This window comes from Bacteroides galacturonicus (assembly GCF_003096855.1).
In the GTDB taxonomy this organism is placed as follows: domain Bacteria; phylum Bacillota; class Clostridia; order Lachnospirales; family Lachnospiraceae; genus Lachnospira; species Lachnospira rogosae.
Genome location: NZ_QEOA01000005.1, coordinates 47,953 through 63,960, shown reverse-complemented (window position 1 = coordinate 63,960; position 16,008 = coordinate 47,953). Strand labels below are relative to the sequence as shown.

Here is a 16,008-nt window from a genome sequence, read left to right as displayed (position 1 = left end):
TGTACGCAATGCTTGCTGATAAAATGCTTGGTGGTTGATATAGATATTTAATATAAATCAATAGTTTAATTGAAATACAATCTAAGAAATGAAAGGGGATAGTATAATGGAATATTTATTGGAAGAATATGGTGATGTGATTATATGTATTACAGGACTTGCAATAGCATTTACATTCTTAGGGATATGTATGAACAAATGCACTGTATTAGAGGGTACACAGCTTGCAAAGCTGTTCTACAGGTAGGTGCATAATGAAGATAATAGTAGAAGCTTCGGCATATCTTGTAATACTTTCTTTTATATGTCTGATATCGCTCGATTTTATTGCTGTTAATAAAAGTGTAAGCAAAGGCAGTGAGTTACAGCAGTATATAAAAGATGTAATCCAGATAAATGGCATAAGTTATGAACACAGGGATATTGATTATGATACTAATAAAAAGGTATGCGAGATAGCTGCACAATATGGGGCAGATGTAAGTTATGAATATTTCGATGCAGCCGCAGATTATGATTATTACCGCCTGAATATTAAATATCCTGTAAAGTCGAGATTGTTCGGACTTAATAAGCTGTGTGATTATAAGGCACTTGTAAGGGTTGAGATGGCGGTGTAGTACGTCCCAGCACAATAAGGATAAATCTGGATTTGCTCTACGAAATAAAGATGATGGGGATTGAATAAATACAAATATGGATTTGCCACGTTAAATTGAGATGTCGGCGCAATGTAATATAGATAAGGAGTGATATGAGATTAATAATAAGTAGTTCTGGAATGATGGTTATTATTATTCTGATTGTGATTATACATAATTCGATTATCAGTGATAATTACTGTAATATGGAGATGAACAGCAGTATTAATGGGGCATTTGATTATGCTTTGGATAAAGTGTCAGATGGTTACATAACGGGTGAATATGATGATATTCCAGATGATGTATTTACAACACAGCTTATGAGAAGTTTCTGTAAGTCATTTAATGAGACTGTCAGTTCAGATGCAGAGTATACAGTTACGCTGTTATATGCGGACAGGACGGCAATGCTGTATGACATAGCAATTGAAGCAGAATACAGTTATGGATATAAGGGAAGAAAGAATAAATGTATATGCCAGAGGGCTGTAAAGTTAAATTGACAATATATATATATTCATTTATAATTCCACAATATGATTTCAATTGATTAATATATTAGGTCAATTGTGGAAAGGAGAGACCACATTAAAAGTGGCTGTTATATAATGGAAATTCAGATATTACATTGGTTTGAAACATTACATAACCCAATAACTAATCCAATATTTTATGTGATTACTACATTGGGGAATGCAGGCTGGTTCTGGATAGTATTAGCTGTGCTTATGCTTACAGTTCTTCCTAAGAAATATAAAAAAGCAGGGCTTACAATGGCAATAGCACTTATATTGTCGCTTATATTCTGTAATGGAATAATGAAGCATCTATGGGCAAGACCAAGAGCATTCTGGGTAGTTGGACAGAATTTTGTTGTTGGCAATGAATTCGAGAATTTATATGGAATATTTAATTCTATTCACGATTATTCGTTCCCATCAGGACATTCGTCAGCTTCGTTTGCTGCGGCAGTGTCAATATTTATGTGGAGAAAGAAGGAAGGAAGTGCGGCACTGGTACTTGCGGCACTTATAGCATTTTCTAGACTGTACTTTACAGTACATTATCCAACAGATGTGCTTGTCGGTACAATCACAGGTGCATTATATGGTGTAGCGGCTTATTTTATTGTTAAGGCACTTATCAATAAAGTCCCAAAGCTTAATGCTATATTTAATAAGCAGTAATAATGAAATAGTAATGATAATATAAATTGTAATTATGTTAAAAATAAAGGCTGTCCGATTATGATATGGCTAATCTTTACAGAACATTTTGTGTCAGGTAAAGAGGCATATCAATATTGGACAGCCTTTTGTGATAGTGCTTGTATTTTTTATGTATTTTTGTGAAAGCTATATTGACATTTGATTAAGATGTGCTAATATAAAATCACTTTTGTAAAATATATTTATAAAAGATATTTACAGAAGTGATTTTAAAATAGATAACAATTATTAAGTGGCAATATTATTGTCATAGAAATGAGGTTAAGGATGAACGAAGGAATGTGTGTTGAAAAGATGCCAATTACAGATGAATATCTTGAAAAGATGGACGCATATTGGAGAGCTGCCAATTACTTAGCAGCTGCCCAGCTTTATCTTTTAGATAATCCTCTCTTAAGAGAGCCTTTAAAGAAGGAACATATTAAGAAGAAAATCGTAGGTCACTGGGGTACAGTTCCGGGTCAGAATTTCGTTTACTGTCATATGAACAGAGCTATTAAGAAGTATGATCTTGATATGGTGCTTATATCTGGTCCTGGTCACGGCGGCAATTTCTTTGTAGCTAACTCATACCTTGAGGGAACATACAGCGAAGTATATCCGAATGTAAGTCAGGATATGAACGGATTAAAGAAGCTTTGCAAACAGTTCTCGTTCCCAGGAGGAATATCAAGCCACGTTGCGCCTGAGACACCAGGTTCAATTAATGAGGGTGGTGAGCTTGGTTATTCGATAGCACATGCATTTGGTTCGGTATTTGACAATCCGGATCTTATAACAACTTGTATTGTTGGTGATGGTGAAGCTGAGACAGGACCACTTGCTACAGCATGGCATTCTAATAAGTTCCTCAATCCTGTGACAGACGGAGCAGTGCTTCCAATATTACACCTTAATGGATATAAGATAAGCAACCCTACAATATTCTCACGTATATCACACGATGAGATAGAAAGTTTCTTCCACGGATGTGGCTGGAAACCATATTTTGTTGAGGGCAATGATCCAATGACAATGCATAGAAAGATGGCAGAGACATTAGATACTGTTATTGAGGAGATTAAGGAAATACAGAGAGAAGCAAGAGAAGAAGGTAAGACAGAAAGACCATTCTGGCCTATGATTGTACTTAGAACACCAAAGGGCTGGACAGGACCAAAGGTTGTTGATGGCAAGGAAATTGAGGGAACTTTCAGGGCACATCAGGTTCCAATTATGATGGATAGACCAGAACATTTACAGCAGCTTAATGATTGGCTTGAAAGCTATAAGCCAGAAGAATTGTTTGATGAAAATGGCAGATTAATTCCAGAGTTAAGAGCACTTGCACCAAAAGGAGATCACAGAATAAGTGCCAATCCTCACGCTAATGGTGGTAAGCTTTTAAGAGATTTAAGACTTCCAGATTTCAGGGATTACGGCGTTGACGTACCTTTCCCAGGAGCAAAAGATGGTCAGGATATGATTGAACTTGGAGGTTTTGTAAGAGATATATTTAAGTTAAATGAAGAAACTAAGAACTTCCGTATCTTTGGACCAGATGAAACAATGTCTAACAGATTAGGCAAAGTATTTGAGGAGACTAACAGGGATTGGAATAATGTTCTTAAGGATAATGATGAATTCCTTGCCAAGGACGGACGTGTAATGGATTCAATGCTTTCGGAGCATATGTGTGAAGGCTGGTTAGAAGGATATCTTCTTACAGGACGTCATGGTTTCTTTGCAAGCTATGAAGCATTTATCAGAATAGTAGACTCTATGGCGGCACAGCACGCTAAATGGTTAAAGGTATGTTCACAGCTTCCTTGGAGACAGTCAATTGCTTCACTTAACCTTATTCTTTCATCAAATGTATGGCAGCAGGATCATAACGGATTTACACATCAGGATCCAGGCTTCCTTGACCATATAGCTAATAAGAAGGCGGATGTGGTAAGAATGTATCTTCCACCAGATACTAACTGTTTACTTTCTTGCTTTGACCATTGTATAAGAAGCCGTGATTATGTCAATGTGCTTGTTACATCTAAGCATCCAAGACCACAGTGGCTTACTATGGAACAGGCTGTTAAGCACTGTACACAGGGTGTTGGCATATGGGAATGGGCAAGTAATGACCAGGGTGAAGAACCGGATGTGGTAATTGCCGGCTGTGGTGAGACACCTACACTTGAAGCACTTGCGGCTGTTACAATATTAAGAGATAATATGCCTGATTTAAAGATTAGATTTATAAATGTAGTCGATTTATTCAAGTTACAGTCTAATACACAGCACCCTCACGGTCTGTCAGATACAGATTATGACGCTTTATTTACAAAGGATAAGCCGATTATATTTGCATTCCACGGCTATCCAACACTTATACACGAGCTTACATATTACAGACATAACAGAAATCTTCAGGTATTCGGTTATCAGGAGGAGGGTACGATTACAACTCCATTTGATATGAGAGTGCAGAACGAGATTGACCGTTATCATCTTGTACAGGCTGTTATCAATGCACTTCCACAGCTTGGCAACAAGGGTTCATATCTTCTCCAGAAGATGAGAGATACTTTAGTTGCGCATAAGCAGTATATAAGTGAGTATGGTATGGACCTTCCAGAGGTACAGGAATGGAAGTGGCATACACCAGATAATAAATAATTGTTATAAAACTAGTTAGTGAATAATTGAGTGATTTATATAAAATATTTTATAAAAGCTGCTTAATGTATTGCAAAATATACAAAAAAATAATATTATATAAGTAACTTTTTGAAATGTATTTATTAAAAGTAAGGGGATACGTCATATAGCAGGATGTGTCCCCATACTTGTAGTAACGGGTGTTACAGAAATGGAGGATTTTACAATGAATAACAAACCATCTATTAAAATCGGAATTGTGGCAGTGAGCAGGGACTGTTTCCCAGAGAGCCTGTCAGTGAACAGAAGAAAAGCTTTAGTTGAGGCTTACAAGAACAAATATAATGCAGATGAAATATATGAATGTCCAATATGTATAGTCGAAAGCGAGATACATATGCAGCAGGCATTAGAAGATGTCAAGAAAGCTGGCTGTAATGCTTTATGTGTATATCTTGGTAATTTTGGACCAGAAATTGCAGAAACTATGCTTGCTAAATATTTTGACGGACCTAAGATGTTCGTTGCGGCAGCAGAAGAAACATCAGCTAATGGAGGCCTTGTAGGTAACAGAGGAGATGCTTATTGTGGTATGCTTAATGCAAGCTACAACCTGAAATTAAGAGGAGTTAAGGCATATATTCCGGAATATCCAGTAGGAACAGCAAGTGAATGTGCAGATATGATTCACGAATTCATACCGGTTGCAAAGGCTGTATATGCGTTAAATAATCTTAAGATTATAAGCTTTGGACCAAGACCTAATAATTTCCTCGCCTGCAATGCACCAATTAACCAGTTATACAATCTTGGCGTTGAGATAGAAGAGAATTCAGAGCTTGACCTTTTTGAAAGCTATAATAATCACGCAGGAGATAAGAGAATTCCAGCGGTTGTAAAGAGTATGGAGAAGGAATTAGGAGAAGGTAATAAGAAACCTGAGATACTTTCTAAGCTTGCACAGTATGAGCTTACACTTCTTGACTGGGTAGAAGCACATAAGGGTTCAAGAAAATATGTTGCAATCGCAGGAAAATGCTGGCCAGCATTTCAGACACAATTTGGCTTTGTTCCTTGCTATGTTAATTCACGTCTTACAGCTATGGGAATACCTGTATCCTGTGAGGTTGATATATACGGAGCTTTAAGTGAATTCATAGGAACAGTTGTAAGCGATGATGTTGTTACACTTCTTGATATTAATAATACGGTTCCATCAGATATATACGAAGAAGATATTAAAGGCAGATTCAATTATACAATTAAGGATACATTTATGGGCTTCCATTGTGGCAATACAGCAGCGTGCAAGCTTTCATTCTGTGAGATGAAGAACCAGATGATTATGGCACGTTCACTTCCAGAAGAAGTTACTAACGGAACACTTGAGGGAGATATTGTACCTGGTGATATTACATTTTTCAGGTTACAGAGTACTTCAGACAGCCAGTTAAGGGCGTATGTTGCACAGGGTGAAGTTCTTCCTGTAAGAACACGTTCATTTGGTGCTATAGGAATATTTGCAATTAATGAAATGGGAAGATTTTACAGACACGTGCTTGTTGAGAAGAATTATCCTCATCATGGGGCAGTAGCATTTGGACATTATGGAAAGGCTTTGTTTGATGTGTTTAAGTATCTTGGCGTTGAGGACATATCATATAACCAGCCGGCAGGCGTGCTTTATAAGTCAGAAAATCCTTTTGCATAGTTAAGATTATAACGTAAATATATAATAGTTTATAGAAATGGGGTGCGGTATGTATTATATAGGTGTTGACCTTGGAACATCTTCGGTTAAGCTGATATTGATGGAACCAACAGGTGATATTGTAAATACAGTATCTAAGACTTATCCTATAAGCTTTCCAAAGCCAGGCTGGTCAGAGCAAAATCCGACAGACTGGTATGATAAGACCTGTGAGGGAATCAAAGAGCTTATAAAGGATATAGATAAGGACAAGGTTGCAGGAATAAGCTTCGGAGGTCAGATGCACGGTCTTGTTATTCTTGATGAGAATGATAATGTAATAAGACCGGCAATTCTTTGGAATGATGGAAGAACAACTAAGGAATGTGATTATCTTAATAATGAGATTGGAAAGGATAAGCTTACAGAATATACAGCGAATATAGCATTTGCTGGCTTTACGGCTCCTAAGCTTCTCTGGGTTAAGAATAATGAGCCTGACAATTTCAAAAAGATTGCTAAGATAATGCTTCCTAAAGATTATATAGCCTACAGGCTTACAGGAGTACATTGCACAGATGTATCGGATGCGTCAGGTATGCTTTTATTAGATGTTAAAAAGCGTGACTGGTCAGAAGAGATGATTAACATATGCAAAATTTCAAGAAAACAGCTTCCGGCTTTGTATGAAAGCTACGAAAAGGTTGGCTGTATTACTAAAGAAGCTGCTATGGAGCTTGGACTTCCAGACAATGTATGTGTAGCTGCTGGAGCAGGTGATAATGCTGCTGCGGCAGTAGGTACTGGAACTGTTGGGGACGGAATGTGCAATATTTCTCTTGGAACAAGCGGAACAATATTTATATCAAGCAGTAACTTTAGCGTTGATAATAATAATGCACTTCATTCCTTTGACCACGCGGACGGCTATTATCATCTTATGGGCTGTATGTTAAGTGCAGCTTCCTGCAATGGCTGGTGGATGGATAATATTTTAAAGGATACAGATTACAAAGAAGCACAGTCACATATAACTAAAGATATGCTTGGCAATAATCATGTATATTTTCTTCCATATCTTATGGGAGAGCGTTCACCACATAATGACCCGCTTGCAAGAGCAACATTTACAGGAATGACTATGGACAGCACAAGGACAGATATGACACAGGCGGTGCTTGAGGGTGTTGCATTTGCTATAAGGGACTCTTTTGAGATTGCCAGGTCGCTTGGAATTAACATCACAGAAACCAAGATGTGCGGTGGTGGTGCTAAGAGTGAGCTTTGGTGTACAATTATGGCTAATGTGCTGGGAATTAAAGTACATCTGTTAAAGTCAGAAGAGGGTCCGTCTATGGGAGCAGCTATGCTTGCTATGGTGGCGGCTGGTGAATATGAAAATGTTAAGCAGGCGGCAGACAGCATTGTTGGAATATGTAGGACAATCGAGCCGGAAAAAGACATTGCAGACAGGTATAATTCACGTTATAATACATTTAAAGACATATATCCTGCATTAAAAGGGGTATTTGAGAAAATGTAATTGATGTATCTGGCATAATAATAACAGATAGTGTATATGCAGAATGGAGGTTTTATGAAATTTTTTATTGATACGGCAAATGTTGATGATATCAGAAAAGCTAATGATATGGGTGTAATCTGCGGAGTTACAACTAATCCATCATTAATTGCCAAAGAAGGCAGAGATTTTAATGAAGTAATTAAAGAGATTACAAGTATTGTTGATGGACCTATAAGTGGTGAAGTTAAGGCAACTACAGTAGATGCGGAAGGAATGATTAAAGAGGGCCGTGAGATTGCTGCGATTCATCCTAATATGGTAGTTAAGATTCCTATGACAGTAGAAGGCCTTAAAGCAGTTAAGGTGCTTTCAGCAGAAGGAATAAAGTGTAATGTAACACTTATCTTTTCAGCTAATCAGGCACTTTTAGCAGCAAGAGCAGGTGCAGCATATGTATCCCCATTCCTTGGAAGACTTGATGATATATCACAGCCGGGTATCCAGCTTATTGAAGATATTGTTGGTATATTTTCTAATTATGATATCCAGACAGAGATTATATGTGCAAGTGTAAGAAATCCTATACATATAACAGACTGTGCACTTGCAGGAGCTGACATAGCAACTGTTCCTTATAAGGTTATTGAGCAGATGGTTCATCACCCATTAACAGATGCAGGTATTGAGAAGTTCCAGAAAGATTATAAGGCAGTATTTGGAGAATAAATGATTTCATCACAGAAAATAACAACGTCAGAGGTTAGAAAGTATAATAAGAACAGAATATTTAAGCTTATATATAACAGCAGTGCAATATCAAGGCAGGAGATTGCGGATACACTTGGATTGTCACTTCCGACAATCAACCAGAATATCAAGCTTTTAAAAGATTCAGGGCTTATAGTTATGGAGGGTAGTTTTGACTCAACAGGAGGAAGAAAAGCCCAGATGATTATGGTAAATGCTGATGCAAGATTTGCAATAAGCGTTAACGTCCGTGCTAATGAATTAAAGGTGGCACTTATAGATCTTAATGGAGAGATAAGAAGCCAGAAAAGTGTTGATATTGAATTCAGTCCGGAAAGTGATTATGGAGTTAAGGTATCAGAGCTTGTCGATGATATAATAGAGGAGAATAATATTAATACTGATAATATACTTGGCATAGGAATAACTATGCCGGGTATATTCAATAGTGATAATACAATGATAATTTCATCTCCACCACTTAACACAAGAGACTATAAGACTGATAACATTACGAGTCGTCTTAAGTATGATTATACTGTACAGAACGATGCAAGAGCCAGTGCATTTGCTGATTACTGGTATTCCCATAAGAATGAAAATGCTCACATGGACGAGTCCTATCACGACAAATTCTATCTTATGATTAATGATGGAGTTGGTGGTGCGTGTGTAAGCAATGATAAGATTGTGCAGGGAGAGCATAACAGATATGGTGAATTTGGACATATGACTTTATATCCTGATGGAAGAAAATGTATGTGCGGAAAGAAGGGCTGTGTTGAAAGTTATCTTTCAGCAAGAAATCTTTCATCAGACCTTGGCATACAGATAGATGAATTCTTTAAGAAAGCATCTGAGGGTGATGCACAATGCGTCAAAGTTCTTGATGAATATCTTGATAATCTTACAACAGGAATTAATAATCTGTATGTTATATTTGACAGGGATATAGTAATTGGTGGATTTGTTTCAAGATATCTGTTAGAATATGAAGAGAATATAAGACAAAGACTTACTGATAAATATTCTTTTGATACAGATGGAAGATATTTTTCAATTTCAAGTTGTACATCAGAGAGAACGGATACAGGAGCGGCAATAATGTTTTTGTCTGAATTCATTAATAGTATTTAACAAGAGGGACAGAGGCGAGATGGATAAGAGCAGATTGTATAGGGTCATTAACAATTTAAGAAATACAATTACATTAGAACACTGCGTCATAAGATTTATTATGGCGTGGTGTTTTGTTAGTTTAGTTGAGAGTTTTATAATGAATAGCAGAAGGTATATGATAAACAGCCTGTCATACGTTAAAAATGTTGATATGGTTTCAGTTATTATATGCTCGCTGGTATTAACAATAGTATTATATGCCATATTTGAAAAGCTTCAGGATAATAACAGGCTTAAAGCCTGTATTCTTGAGGGAACTTTATTAACAGGAGTTGTATTGGTATATGCCTGCGTGTGTGTATATGAATATAATGATGTGTATTTTGTGGCTGGAATGACACTTGTTGTACTGGCGGCAGCTGTATATTCATATAGTTATGTGCACAAGATTTACAAGGGATATATTAGTGACAGCACCACTTATAATGCGGATATAAAAGATATAAGTAAAAGAATGTATATCACAGGTGTTGCGATAGTTACAGGTGTTATGACAGCATTTATAAGTATATGTATGGTGTTCCGTTATCTGTCATTTGGCTCACCTAATTTTGATATGGGACTTTTTTCGCAGATGTTTCACTATATGAAGACGACGGGCAGAATGTTAAATACAAGTGAGAGAGATCATCTTATGTCACATATGTGTGTGCATATATCACCAATGTTTTATACGATACTGCCATTTTATATGCTTGTATCATCACCGGTGACGCTTGAGGTTATGCAGGCAGTAGTCATTGCAATAGCAGTAATTCCACTTTGCAGGCTTGCTGAGTACAAAGGAATGTCAAGACGGGCTGCGTTAATAATATGTATAATATACTTTTTTTATCCGGTTATAAGTGGCGGATGCTTTTATGATATACACGAGAATATGTTTCTTCCAGTGCTTATATTTACATTTCTGCTATATATGGAAAAAGATAATATGACAGGAATATTAATATCTGCAATACTTATATGCCTTGTAAAGGAAGATGCACCGGTATTTCTTATGTTCATTGCACTTTATATGATAATAGGAAAGAGAATGTATAAAAAAGGATTTATTATACTGATATTATCCATAGTGTATTTTGTCATTGCCTGCAAGATAATTGAGATAATAGGAACGGGCATAATCTCTGACAGATTTAATAATATGATTGCGGAAGGTAATGGTAATATAACAGGAATAATAAAGACGGTTATTAATAATCCAGCGTATATAATTACGCAGATTATGGATAAAAGTAAGATTGCTTATATATTAAAGACACTTGGTGTTCTTTTGTTCATACCATTATGTACAAGAAAGTGGAGCAGATTTATTCTCCTTGGACCTTATATAATGTTTAACCTTATGTCCGATTATGAATATTTCCATAGCATATATTTTCACTATTCATTTGGTTCAGGTGCACTTCTTATATATCTTTTAATTATTAATATATGCGATATGGATGTGAGGAAGAAAATGTTAATGCTTCGTATGACAGCTATGGCAGTTGTTATATTTTTTATGGCATTCAATGTATCAAGGCTTGATAATGCGTTTAATTATGTGGACGAGAATAATAAAAGGGTGATTGATACTATGAATGAAGGGCTTGGTACAATTCCTGACGATGCAAGTGTTACAGCGACAACATTTTTATGTGCCAGTTTATCAAAGCATAAGATATTGTATGAATTATATTATACCGACAAACAGACAGAGTATATAGCTTTGGACTTAAGATACAGCGATACTTATTACAATGTCAGCAGTTACCTGAATTCATCACAGTATGAAACTGTATATTATGCAAAAAATGTAATCGCAGTATTCAAAAATAGAGCAACAGGCAATTGATTAAATTGTCAGATTTGTTATAATACATCTATATAATTATGTGAATTGGAGGACAAGTAAGATGATAGCAGAATCAATGAAAGCACTTGTTAAAGGAAGCTCAGTTATCAGAGCGATGTTCGAGGAAGGTAACAGGCTTGCTAAGATATATGGAGCAGAAAATGTATATGACTTTTCATTAGGTAATCCTAATGTGCCGGCTCCGGATGAAGTTAATGAGGCAATCAAGAATATAGTTGATGAGGAAGAGTCAGTTGTCCTTCACGGATATATGAGCAATTCAGGCTTTGAAGATGTAAGAGAGGCGATTGCACAGTCACTTAATAAGAGATTTGATACACATTTTAATTACACTAATATTGTTATGACAGTTGGTGCGGCAGGTGGTCTTAATACAATACTTAAGACAATTATCAATCCTGGTGAAGAGGTGCTTACATTTGCACCATTCTTTGGAGAATATAGGAATTATGTAAGTAATTTTGGTGGAAAGCTTGTTGCAGTATCTCCAGATACAGCTACTTTCCAGCCAAAGTTTGATGAATTTGAGAAGCTTATTAACAAGAATACCAAGGCTGTAATTGTCAACAATCCTAACAACCCAACAGGAGTTGTGTATTCAGAAGATACAATAAAGAAGTTAGCTAAGATTATGGAAGACAAGCAGAAAGAATTAGGCATAGAGATATTCCTTATAGCTGATGAGCCATACAGAGAACTTGCTTATGATGGAGTAGAAGTTCCATATCTTACTAAATATTACAATAATACTATAGTTGGATATTCATACAGCAAGTCATTATCACTTCCAGGTGAGCGTATCGGATATCTTGTGATTCCAGATGAAGCAGCAGATTCAGATGATATGAAGTCAGCCGCTTCTGTAGCAACAAGAATATTAGGATTTGTTAATGCACCATCATTACAGCAGAAGGTCATTGCCAGATGTCTTGATGCCAAGGTTAATATCGAAGCTTATGATAAGAACAGAAAAGCACTTTACGAAGGACTTACAAAGCTTGGTTTTGAATGTATTAAGCCAGAAGGAGCGTTTTATCTCTTTGTCAAATCACCAACAGAAGATGAGAATATTTTCTGTGATACAGCTAAGAAGCACAATATACTTATTGTTCCTGGTTCATCATTTGGCTGTGCTGGTTTTGTAAGGATGGCTTACTGCGTATCATACGATACAATAATTAATTCACTCCCACATTTTGCAGAAGTTGCTAAAGAGATGGGTTTATAAAATCAATATGCGAAAAATGTACGCGGAAATGAGGATTATTAATGAAAGCTTGGGAGAGTAATATAAGAAAGGTTGAACCTTATGTTCCGGGCGAACAGCCTAAGGTTCAGGATGTTATTAAACTTAATACTAATGAGAATCCATATGGACCATCAGAAAATGTCAGAAAAGCAATGGAAGCAATAGATATAGACCGTTGCAGATTATATCCGGATCCTGATGTGACTAAGCTTGTTAAGAGCATTGCAGATTATTATGGAATGGATAATAATCAGGTATTTGTCGGTGTGGGCTCAGATGATGTGTTATCAATGTGTTTCCTTACATTTTTTAATGGAAAGAAGCCGGTATTATTCCCGGATATTACATATTCTTTTTATAGTGTATGGGCTGATCTGTACCGTATACCATATGAGAAGCAGAAGCTTGATGATAATATGAAGATTGTTCCAGAAGACTATTATAAAGAAAATGGCGGTGTAATCTTCCCTAATCCTAATGCTCCAACAGGTCTTTTAATGGATCTTGACAGTGTAAGGGATATTATTGAACATAATAAAGATGTTGTAGTTATAGTTGATGAAGCATATATTGATTTTGGAGGAGTATCAGCTAAGGATTTAGTGAATGAATATGATAATGTACTTGTTGTACAGACATTTTCTAAGTCACGTTCTATGGCGGGTATGAGAATTGGATATGCGTTTGGTTCAAAAGAACTTATAAAGGCACTTAATGATGTGAAATTCTCATTTAATTCATACACAATGAATATGACATCAATTGATATGGGTGTTGCTTCAATCAATGATAAGAAGTATTTTGAGGAATGTGTTGAAAGAATAACAGCTACAAGAGAAAGAACTAAGGAAGAACTTACAAAGCTTGGATTTACGTTCCCAGACTCTAAGGCTAACTTTATATTTGCTACACATAAGAGTGTTCCAGCTAAAGAAATATTTGAAAAGCTTAAGGATTTGAATATATTTGTAAGATATTTTGCACAGCCAGGAATTGATAATTATTTAAGAATTACAATAGGTACAGATGAGCAGATGGATAAGCTTATAAGTGCTTTATCTGAGATTGTTGGTTAGAGGAGACTTTATGGCAGTACCATTTGAGAATAGAAACTTCCATAAGGAAATGCTAAAGCTTGCAGGACAGCTTCAAAAAGAAGGAAAAGTACCAAGATTATTATTACATAGCTGTTGTGCACCTTGCAGTAGTAACTGTATTGAAGTTCTATCGAAGTATTTTATGGTTACAGTATTTTATTATAATCCGAATATATCAAGTGATGAGGAATATAAGAAAAGAGTTGCAGAGCAGATAAGATTTATAAAAGAATTTGATACCCCTAACAAAGTTGAATTCATCGAGGGTGATTACGAACCGGATGTATTCTTTAAGGAAGTTAAGGGTCTTGAGAAAGAGCCAGAAGGCGGTAAGCGTTGTTTTAAATGTTATGAATTAAGATTAAGAAAGACAGCAGAACTTGCCAAGGCAGAGGCGTATGATTATTTTACAACAACTCTTACAATCAGCCCATTAAAGAACAGTGTAAAGCTTAATGAGACAGGCTTAAAGCTTCAGGAAGAATATGGTGTTAATTACCTGCTTTCGGATTTTAAGAAGCAGGAAGGTTATAAGAGGTCTATTGAGCTGTCAAAGGAATATGGATTATACAGACAGAATTACTGCGGCTGTGTATATTCAAGACAGCAGATATTAATGAGCAAATAAATATATGCACAGTCAGGTGGTGCCACAGTGGCAACACCTATAATTAGTGACGAAGGGTTATATATTTTGACACCGGTGTCATATTATAGTATGTTATCATTAACCAGACAGAGTATAATAAGGAGGAATAATTATGGCTAAGAAGAAATCAGGCATTGTTAAGGCAGCAGTAGGTATTGGTGCGGTAGTAGTTGCTGGTAAAGTTGCATACGAGAAGTATAAGACAACTAAGAGCCGTTATACAAAGGAAGAACAGGATAGTGCAGATCTTGAGGTCCGCAAATATAATGCAATATGTGAGAAGAAGGTTGTTGAAGTAGAAGACGAGGAATTTGTTGGCTGTGAGATAAAGTCAGTAGCTTCTAATACAACTCTTGACCTTGGTCTTGCTGTATTTGAAAAAGATGTATACATTAATTTTGAAAGTGTATGCAGTAATGTCACAATCATTCTTCCAGAGGGTGTTAATGTGGCGTGTGACATAGAAAAGAGAATAGCAGGTGTTCATAATCTTGTAGAAAATGTTGATGAAGAAGGAATTCATACAGTATATGTAATTGGAAAAGCAACATTAAGCAAGGTTGATATTATTCCTGTTAATTTTTATGTGGACGACGATGATGTAGAAGATATATTAGCAGAAGATGATTTTGATGAAGAAGAAGCATTTCCAGAGTCAGGAGATGTAGACGTAAAAGTTATTAACAAGAGCGAGAAAGAGGCTGTGTCAGAAGAAACAGTTAAGTCAGAAGACGGCTTTAAGCCTGCAGATAACGCTGATACTACTGAGGACAACACAGAAACTATTAATCTTGAAGAAGTTAAGTAGTCAGGATAAAGCGTATGAAGTTCAGGGATAAAATGATTGAATATTTTGATAATATTCCAGAAGGTACGGTTGTAGTTGCTAATGCAATGTATGAACAGGGATTTACCAGGATGAGCCACGATGCTTTTTTCAGGTCTATAGAAAGACTGTGCGAGGATGGTTACATTTTAAGAGCTGGAAAAGGAATGTATATTAAGACATCTGATGGTGATAAGAACATAGAAGAATTACTGCTTAATTATTTCTTTGGAGATAATAACGACAGTGGAATGTTTATAGGCTACAGGCTGTATAACAAGTATATGATATCATCTTACAAGGGCGATAAGATAGAGCTGTATTCAACTGTGATAAGAACAAGAACCTGTGAGCTTGGCAATATAATAGTTAAAAGACCAGAGGTTGATCTGGATTTTGAGAATTCCAAAGTGCTTGAGGCTTTGGAGATTTTGCAGAATTATCATAATATCGAGAATTTAGATAAGCTGAAGTTTGCAAGGTATGCCAAGCAGTTTGCAGGCAGCTATAATGATGAGGCGGCTGTAAATGTGCTTTTACATATGAAATATAAGAAAAGCACGATAGCTTTTATGAAGAAGATACTTGATATGTATAAGACACAGAATAGTTTACAGCAGTTTTTAAGCTACGCTTCAGATTATAAAATTCCGGCTGTCCAGAGGATAGCAAGATAAA

At 36.1% G+C, this 16,008-nt stretch carries 15 protein-coding genes; all 15 read left to right on the top strand.

From position 1 onward, the window contains the following. The first annotated feature begins 106 nt into the window (after positions 1-106). The 15 genes from C7390_RS13650 to C7390_RS07100 all read left to right on the top strand — a co-directional run bounded on the left by C7390_RS13650 (position 107) and on the right by C7390_RS07100 (position 16,007). On the top strand, positions 107-247 hold the full coding sequence (locus C7390_RS13650; RefSeq protein ID WP_022501155.1) for a hypothetical protein: 141 nt from the start codon (positions 107-109) through the stop codon (positions 245-247). Positions 248-254: 7 nt separating this feature from the next. Further along, on the top strand, positions 255-620 hold the full coding sequence (locus C7390_RS07165) for a hypothetical protein (RefSeq protein ID WP_022501154.1): 366 nt from the start codon (positions 255-257) through the stop codon (positions 618-620). A 134-nt stretch (positions 621-754) separates the two neighbouring features. Continuing rightward, entirely contained in the window at positions 755-1,147 is a 393-nt protein-coding gene (locus C7390_RS07160) for a hypothetical protein (protein ID WP_022501153.1), read from the top strand. Positions 1,148-1,252: 105 nt separating this feature from the next. Next, positions 1,253-1,831, top strand: a complete 579-nt coding sequence (locus C7390_RS07155; RefSeq protein WP_116443856.1) for a phosphatase PAP2 family protein — start codon at positions 1,253-1,255, stop codon at positions 1,829-1,831. 309 nt (positions 1,832-2,140) lie between these two features. Further along, complete coding sequence (locus tag C7390_RS07150) at positions 2,141-4,528, top strand: phosphoketolase family protein (protein WP_116443855.1); 2,388 nt, start codon at positions 2,141-2,143, stop codon at positions 4,526-4,528. A 208-nt stretch (positions 4,529-4,736) separates the two neighbouring features. Next, positions 4,737-6,221 carry an L-fucose/L-arabinose isomerase family protein gene (locus C7390_RS07145; RefSeq protein ID WP_055176027.1) on the top strand — a complete coding sequence of 495 codons (1,485 nt, stop codon included), beginning with the start codon at positions 4,737-4,739 and terminating at the stop codon, positions 6,219-6,221. A 49-nt stretch (positions 6,222-6,270) separates the two neighbouring features. Further along, positions 6,271-7,743 carry a xylulokinase gene (gene xylB, locus C7390_RS07140; RefSeq protein ID WP_055176025.1) on the top strand — a complete coding sequence of 491 codons (1,473 nt, stop codon included), beginning with the start codon at positions 6,271-6,273 and terminating at the stop codon, positions 7,741-7,743. A 54-nt stretch (positions 7,744-7,797) separates the two neighbouring features. Continuing rightward, on the top strand, positions 7,798-8,451 hold the full coding sequence (fsa, locus tag C7390_RS07135; protein WP_022206287.1) for a fructose-6-phosphate aldolase: 654 nt from the start codon (positions 7,798-7,800) through the stop codon (positions 8,449-8,451). Next, the gene (locus tag C7390_RS07130; protein WP_090140119.1) at positions 8,452-9,609 is read left to right on the top strand and encodes an ROK family transcriptional regulator; all 1,158 of its coding nucleotides are present in this window, start codon (positions 8,452-8,454) and stop codon (positions 9,607-9,609) included. A 139-nt stretch (positions 9,610-9,748) separates the two neighbouring features. Further along, positions 9,749-11,488, top strand: coding sequence for a DUF2079 domain-containing protein (locus C7390_RS07125; RefSeq protein WP_318295597.1), 1,740 nt, complete (start codon positions 9,749-9,751; stop codon positions 11,486-11,488). 61 nt (positions 11,489-11,549) lie between these two features. Beyond that, the gene (locus tag C7390_RS07120) at positions 11,550-12,737 is read left to right on the top strand and encodes a pyridoxal phosphate-dependent aminotransferase (protein ID WP_055306691.1); all 1,188 of its coding nucleotides are present in this window, start codon (positions 11,550-11,552) and stop codon (positions 12,735-12,737) included. 41 nt (positions 12,738-12,778) lie between these two features. Further along, positions 12,779-13,834 carry a histidinol-phosphate transaminase gene (gene hisC, locus C7390_RS07115; RefSeq protein WP_055176016.1) on the top strand — a complete coding sequence of 352 codons (1,056 nt, stop codon included), beginning with the start codon at positions 12,779-12,781 and terminating at the stop codon, positions 13,832-13,834. A 10-nt stretch (positions 13,835-13,844) separates the two neighbouring features. Further along, complete coding sequence (locus C7390_RS07110; protein ID WP_022501144.1) at positions 13,845-14,483, top strand: epoxyqueuosine reductase QueH; 639 nt, start codon at positions 13,845-13,847, stop codon at positions 14,481-14,483. 133 nt (positions 14,484-14,616) lie between these two features. Continuing rightward, the gene (locus C7390_RS07105) at positions 14,617-15,312 is read left to right on the top strand and encodes a hypothetical protein (RefSeq protein ID WP_055176015.1); all 696 of its coding nucleotides are present in this window, start codon (positions 14,617-14,619) and stop codon (positions 15,310-15,312) included. A gap of 14 nt (positions 15,313-15,326) precedes the next feature. Next, positions 15,327-16,007, top strand: coding sequence for a hypothetical protein (locus C7390_RS07100; protein ID WP_055176011.1), 681 nt, complete (start codon positions 15,327-15,329; stop codon positions 16,005-16,007). Position 16,008: the final 1 nt, after the last annotated feature.

Bases quoted from the DNA above. Each gene is read 5' to 3' on its own strand.
- C7390_RS13650 (WP_022501155.1), top strand. From the start codon at position 107: ATGGAATATTTATTGGAAGAATATGGTGATGTGATTATATGTATTACA.
- C7390_RS07165 (WP_022501154.1), top strand. From the start codon at position 255: ATGAAGATAATAGTAGAAGCTTCGGCATATCTTGTAATACTTTCTTTT.
- C7390_RS07160 (WP_022501153.1), top strand. From the start codon at position 755: ATGAGATTAATAATAAGTAGTTCTGGAATGATGGTTATTATTATTCTG.
- C7390_RS07155 (WP_116443856.1), top strand. From the start codon at position 1,253: ATGGAAATTCAGATATTACATTGGTTTGAAACATTACATAACCCAATA.
- C7390_RS07150 (WP_116443855.1), top strand. From the start codon at position 2,141: ATGAACGAAGGAATGTGTGTTGAAAAGATGCCAATTACAGATGAATAT.
- C7390_RS07145 (WP_055176027.1), top strand. From the start codon at position 4,737: ATGAATAACAAACCATCTATTAAAATCGGAATTGTGGCAGTGAGCAGG.
- xylB (WP_055176025.1), top strand. From the start codon at position 6,271: ATGTATTATATAGGTGTTGACCTTGGAACATCTTCGGTTAAGCTGATA.
- fsa (WP_022206287.1), top strand. From the start codon at position 7,798: ATGAAATTTTTTATTGATACGGCAAATGTTGATGATATCAGAAAAGCT.
- C7390_RS07130 (WP_090140119.1), top strand. From the start codon at position 8,452: ATGATTTCATCACAGAAAATAACAACGTCAGAGGTTAGAAAGTATAAT.
- C7390_RS07125 (WP_318295597.1), top strand. From the start codon at position 9,749: ATGAATAGCAGAAGGTATATGATAAACAGCCTGTCATACGTTAAAAAT.
- C7390_RS07120 (WP_055306691.1), top strand. From the start codon at position 11,550: ATGATAGCAGAATCAATGAAAGCACTTGTTAAAGGAAGCTCAGTTATC.
- hisC (WP_055176016.1), top strand. From the start codon at position 12,779: ATGAAAGCTTGGGAGAGTAATATAAGAAAGGTTGAACCTTATGTTCCG.
- C7390_RS07110 (WP_022501144.1), top strand. From the start codon at position 13,845: ATGGCAGTACCATTTGAGAATAGAAACTTCCATAAGGAAATGCTAAAG.
- C7390_RS07105 (WP_055176015.1), top strand. From the start codon at position 14,617: ATGGCTAAGAAGAAATCAGGCATTGTTAAGGCAGCAGTAGGTATTGGT.
- C7390_RS07100 (WP_055176011.1), top strand. From the start codon at position 15,327: ATGAAGTTCAGGGATAAAATGATTGAATATTTTGATAATATTCCAGAA.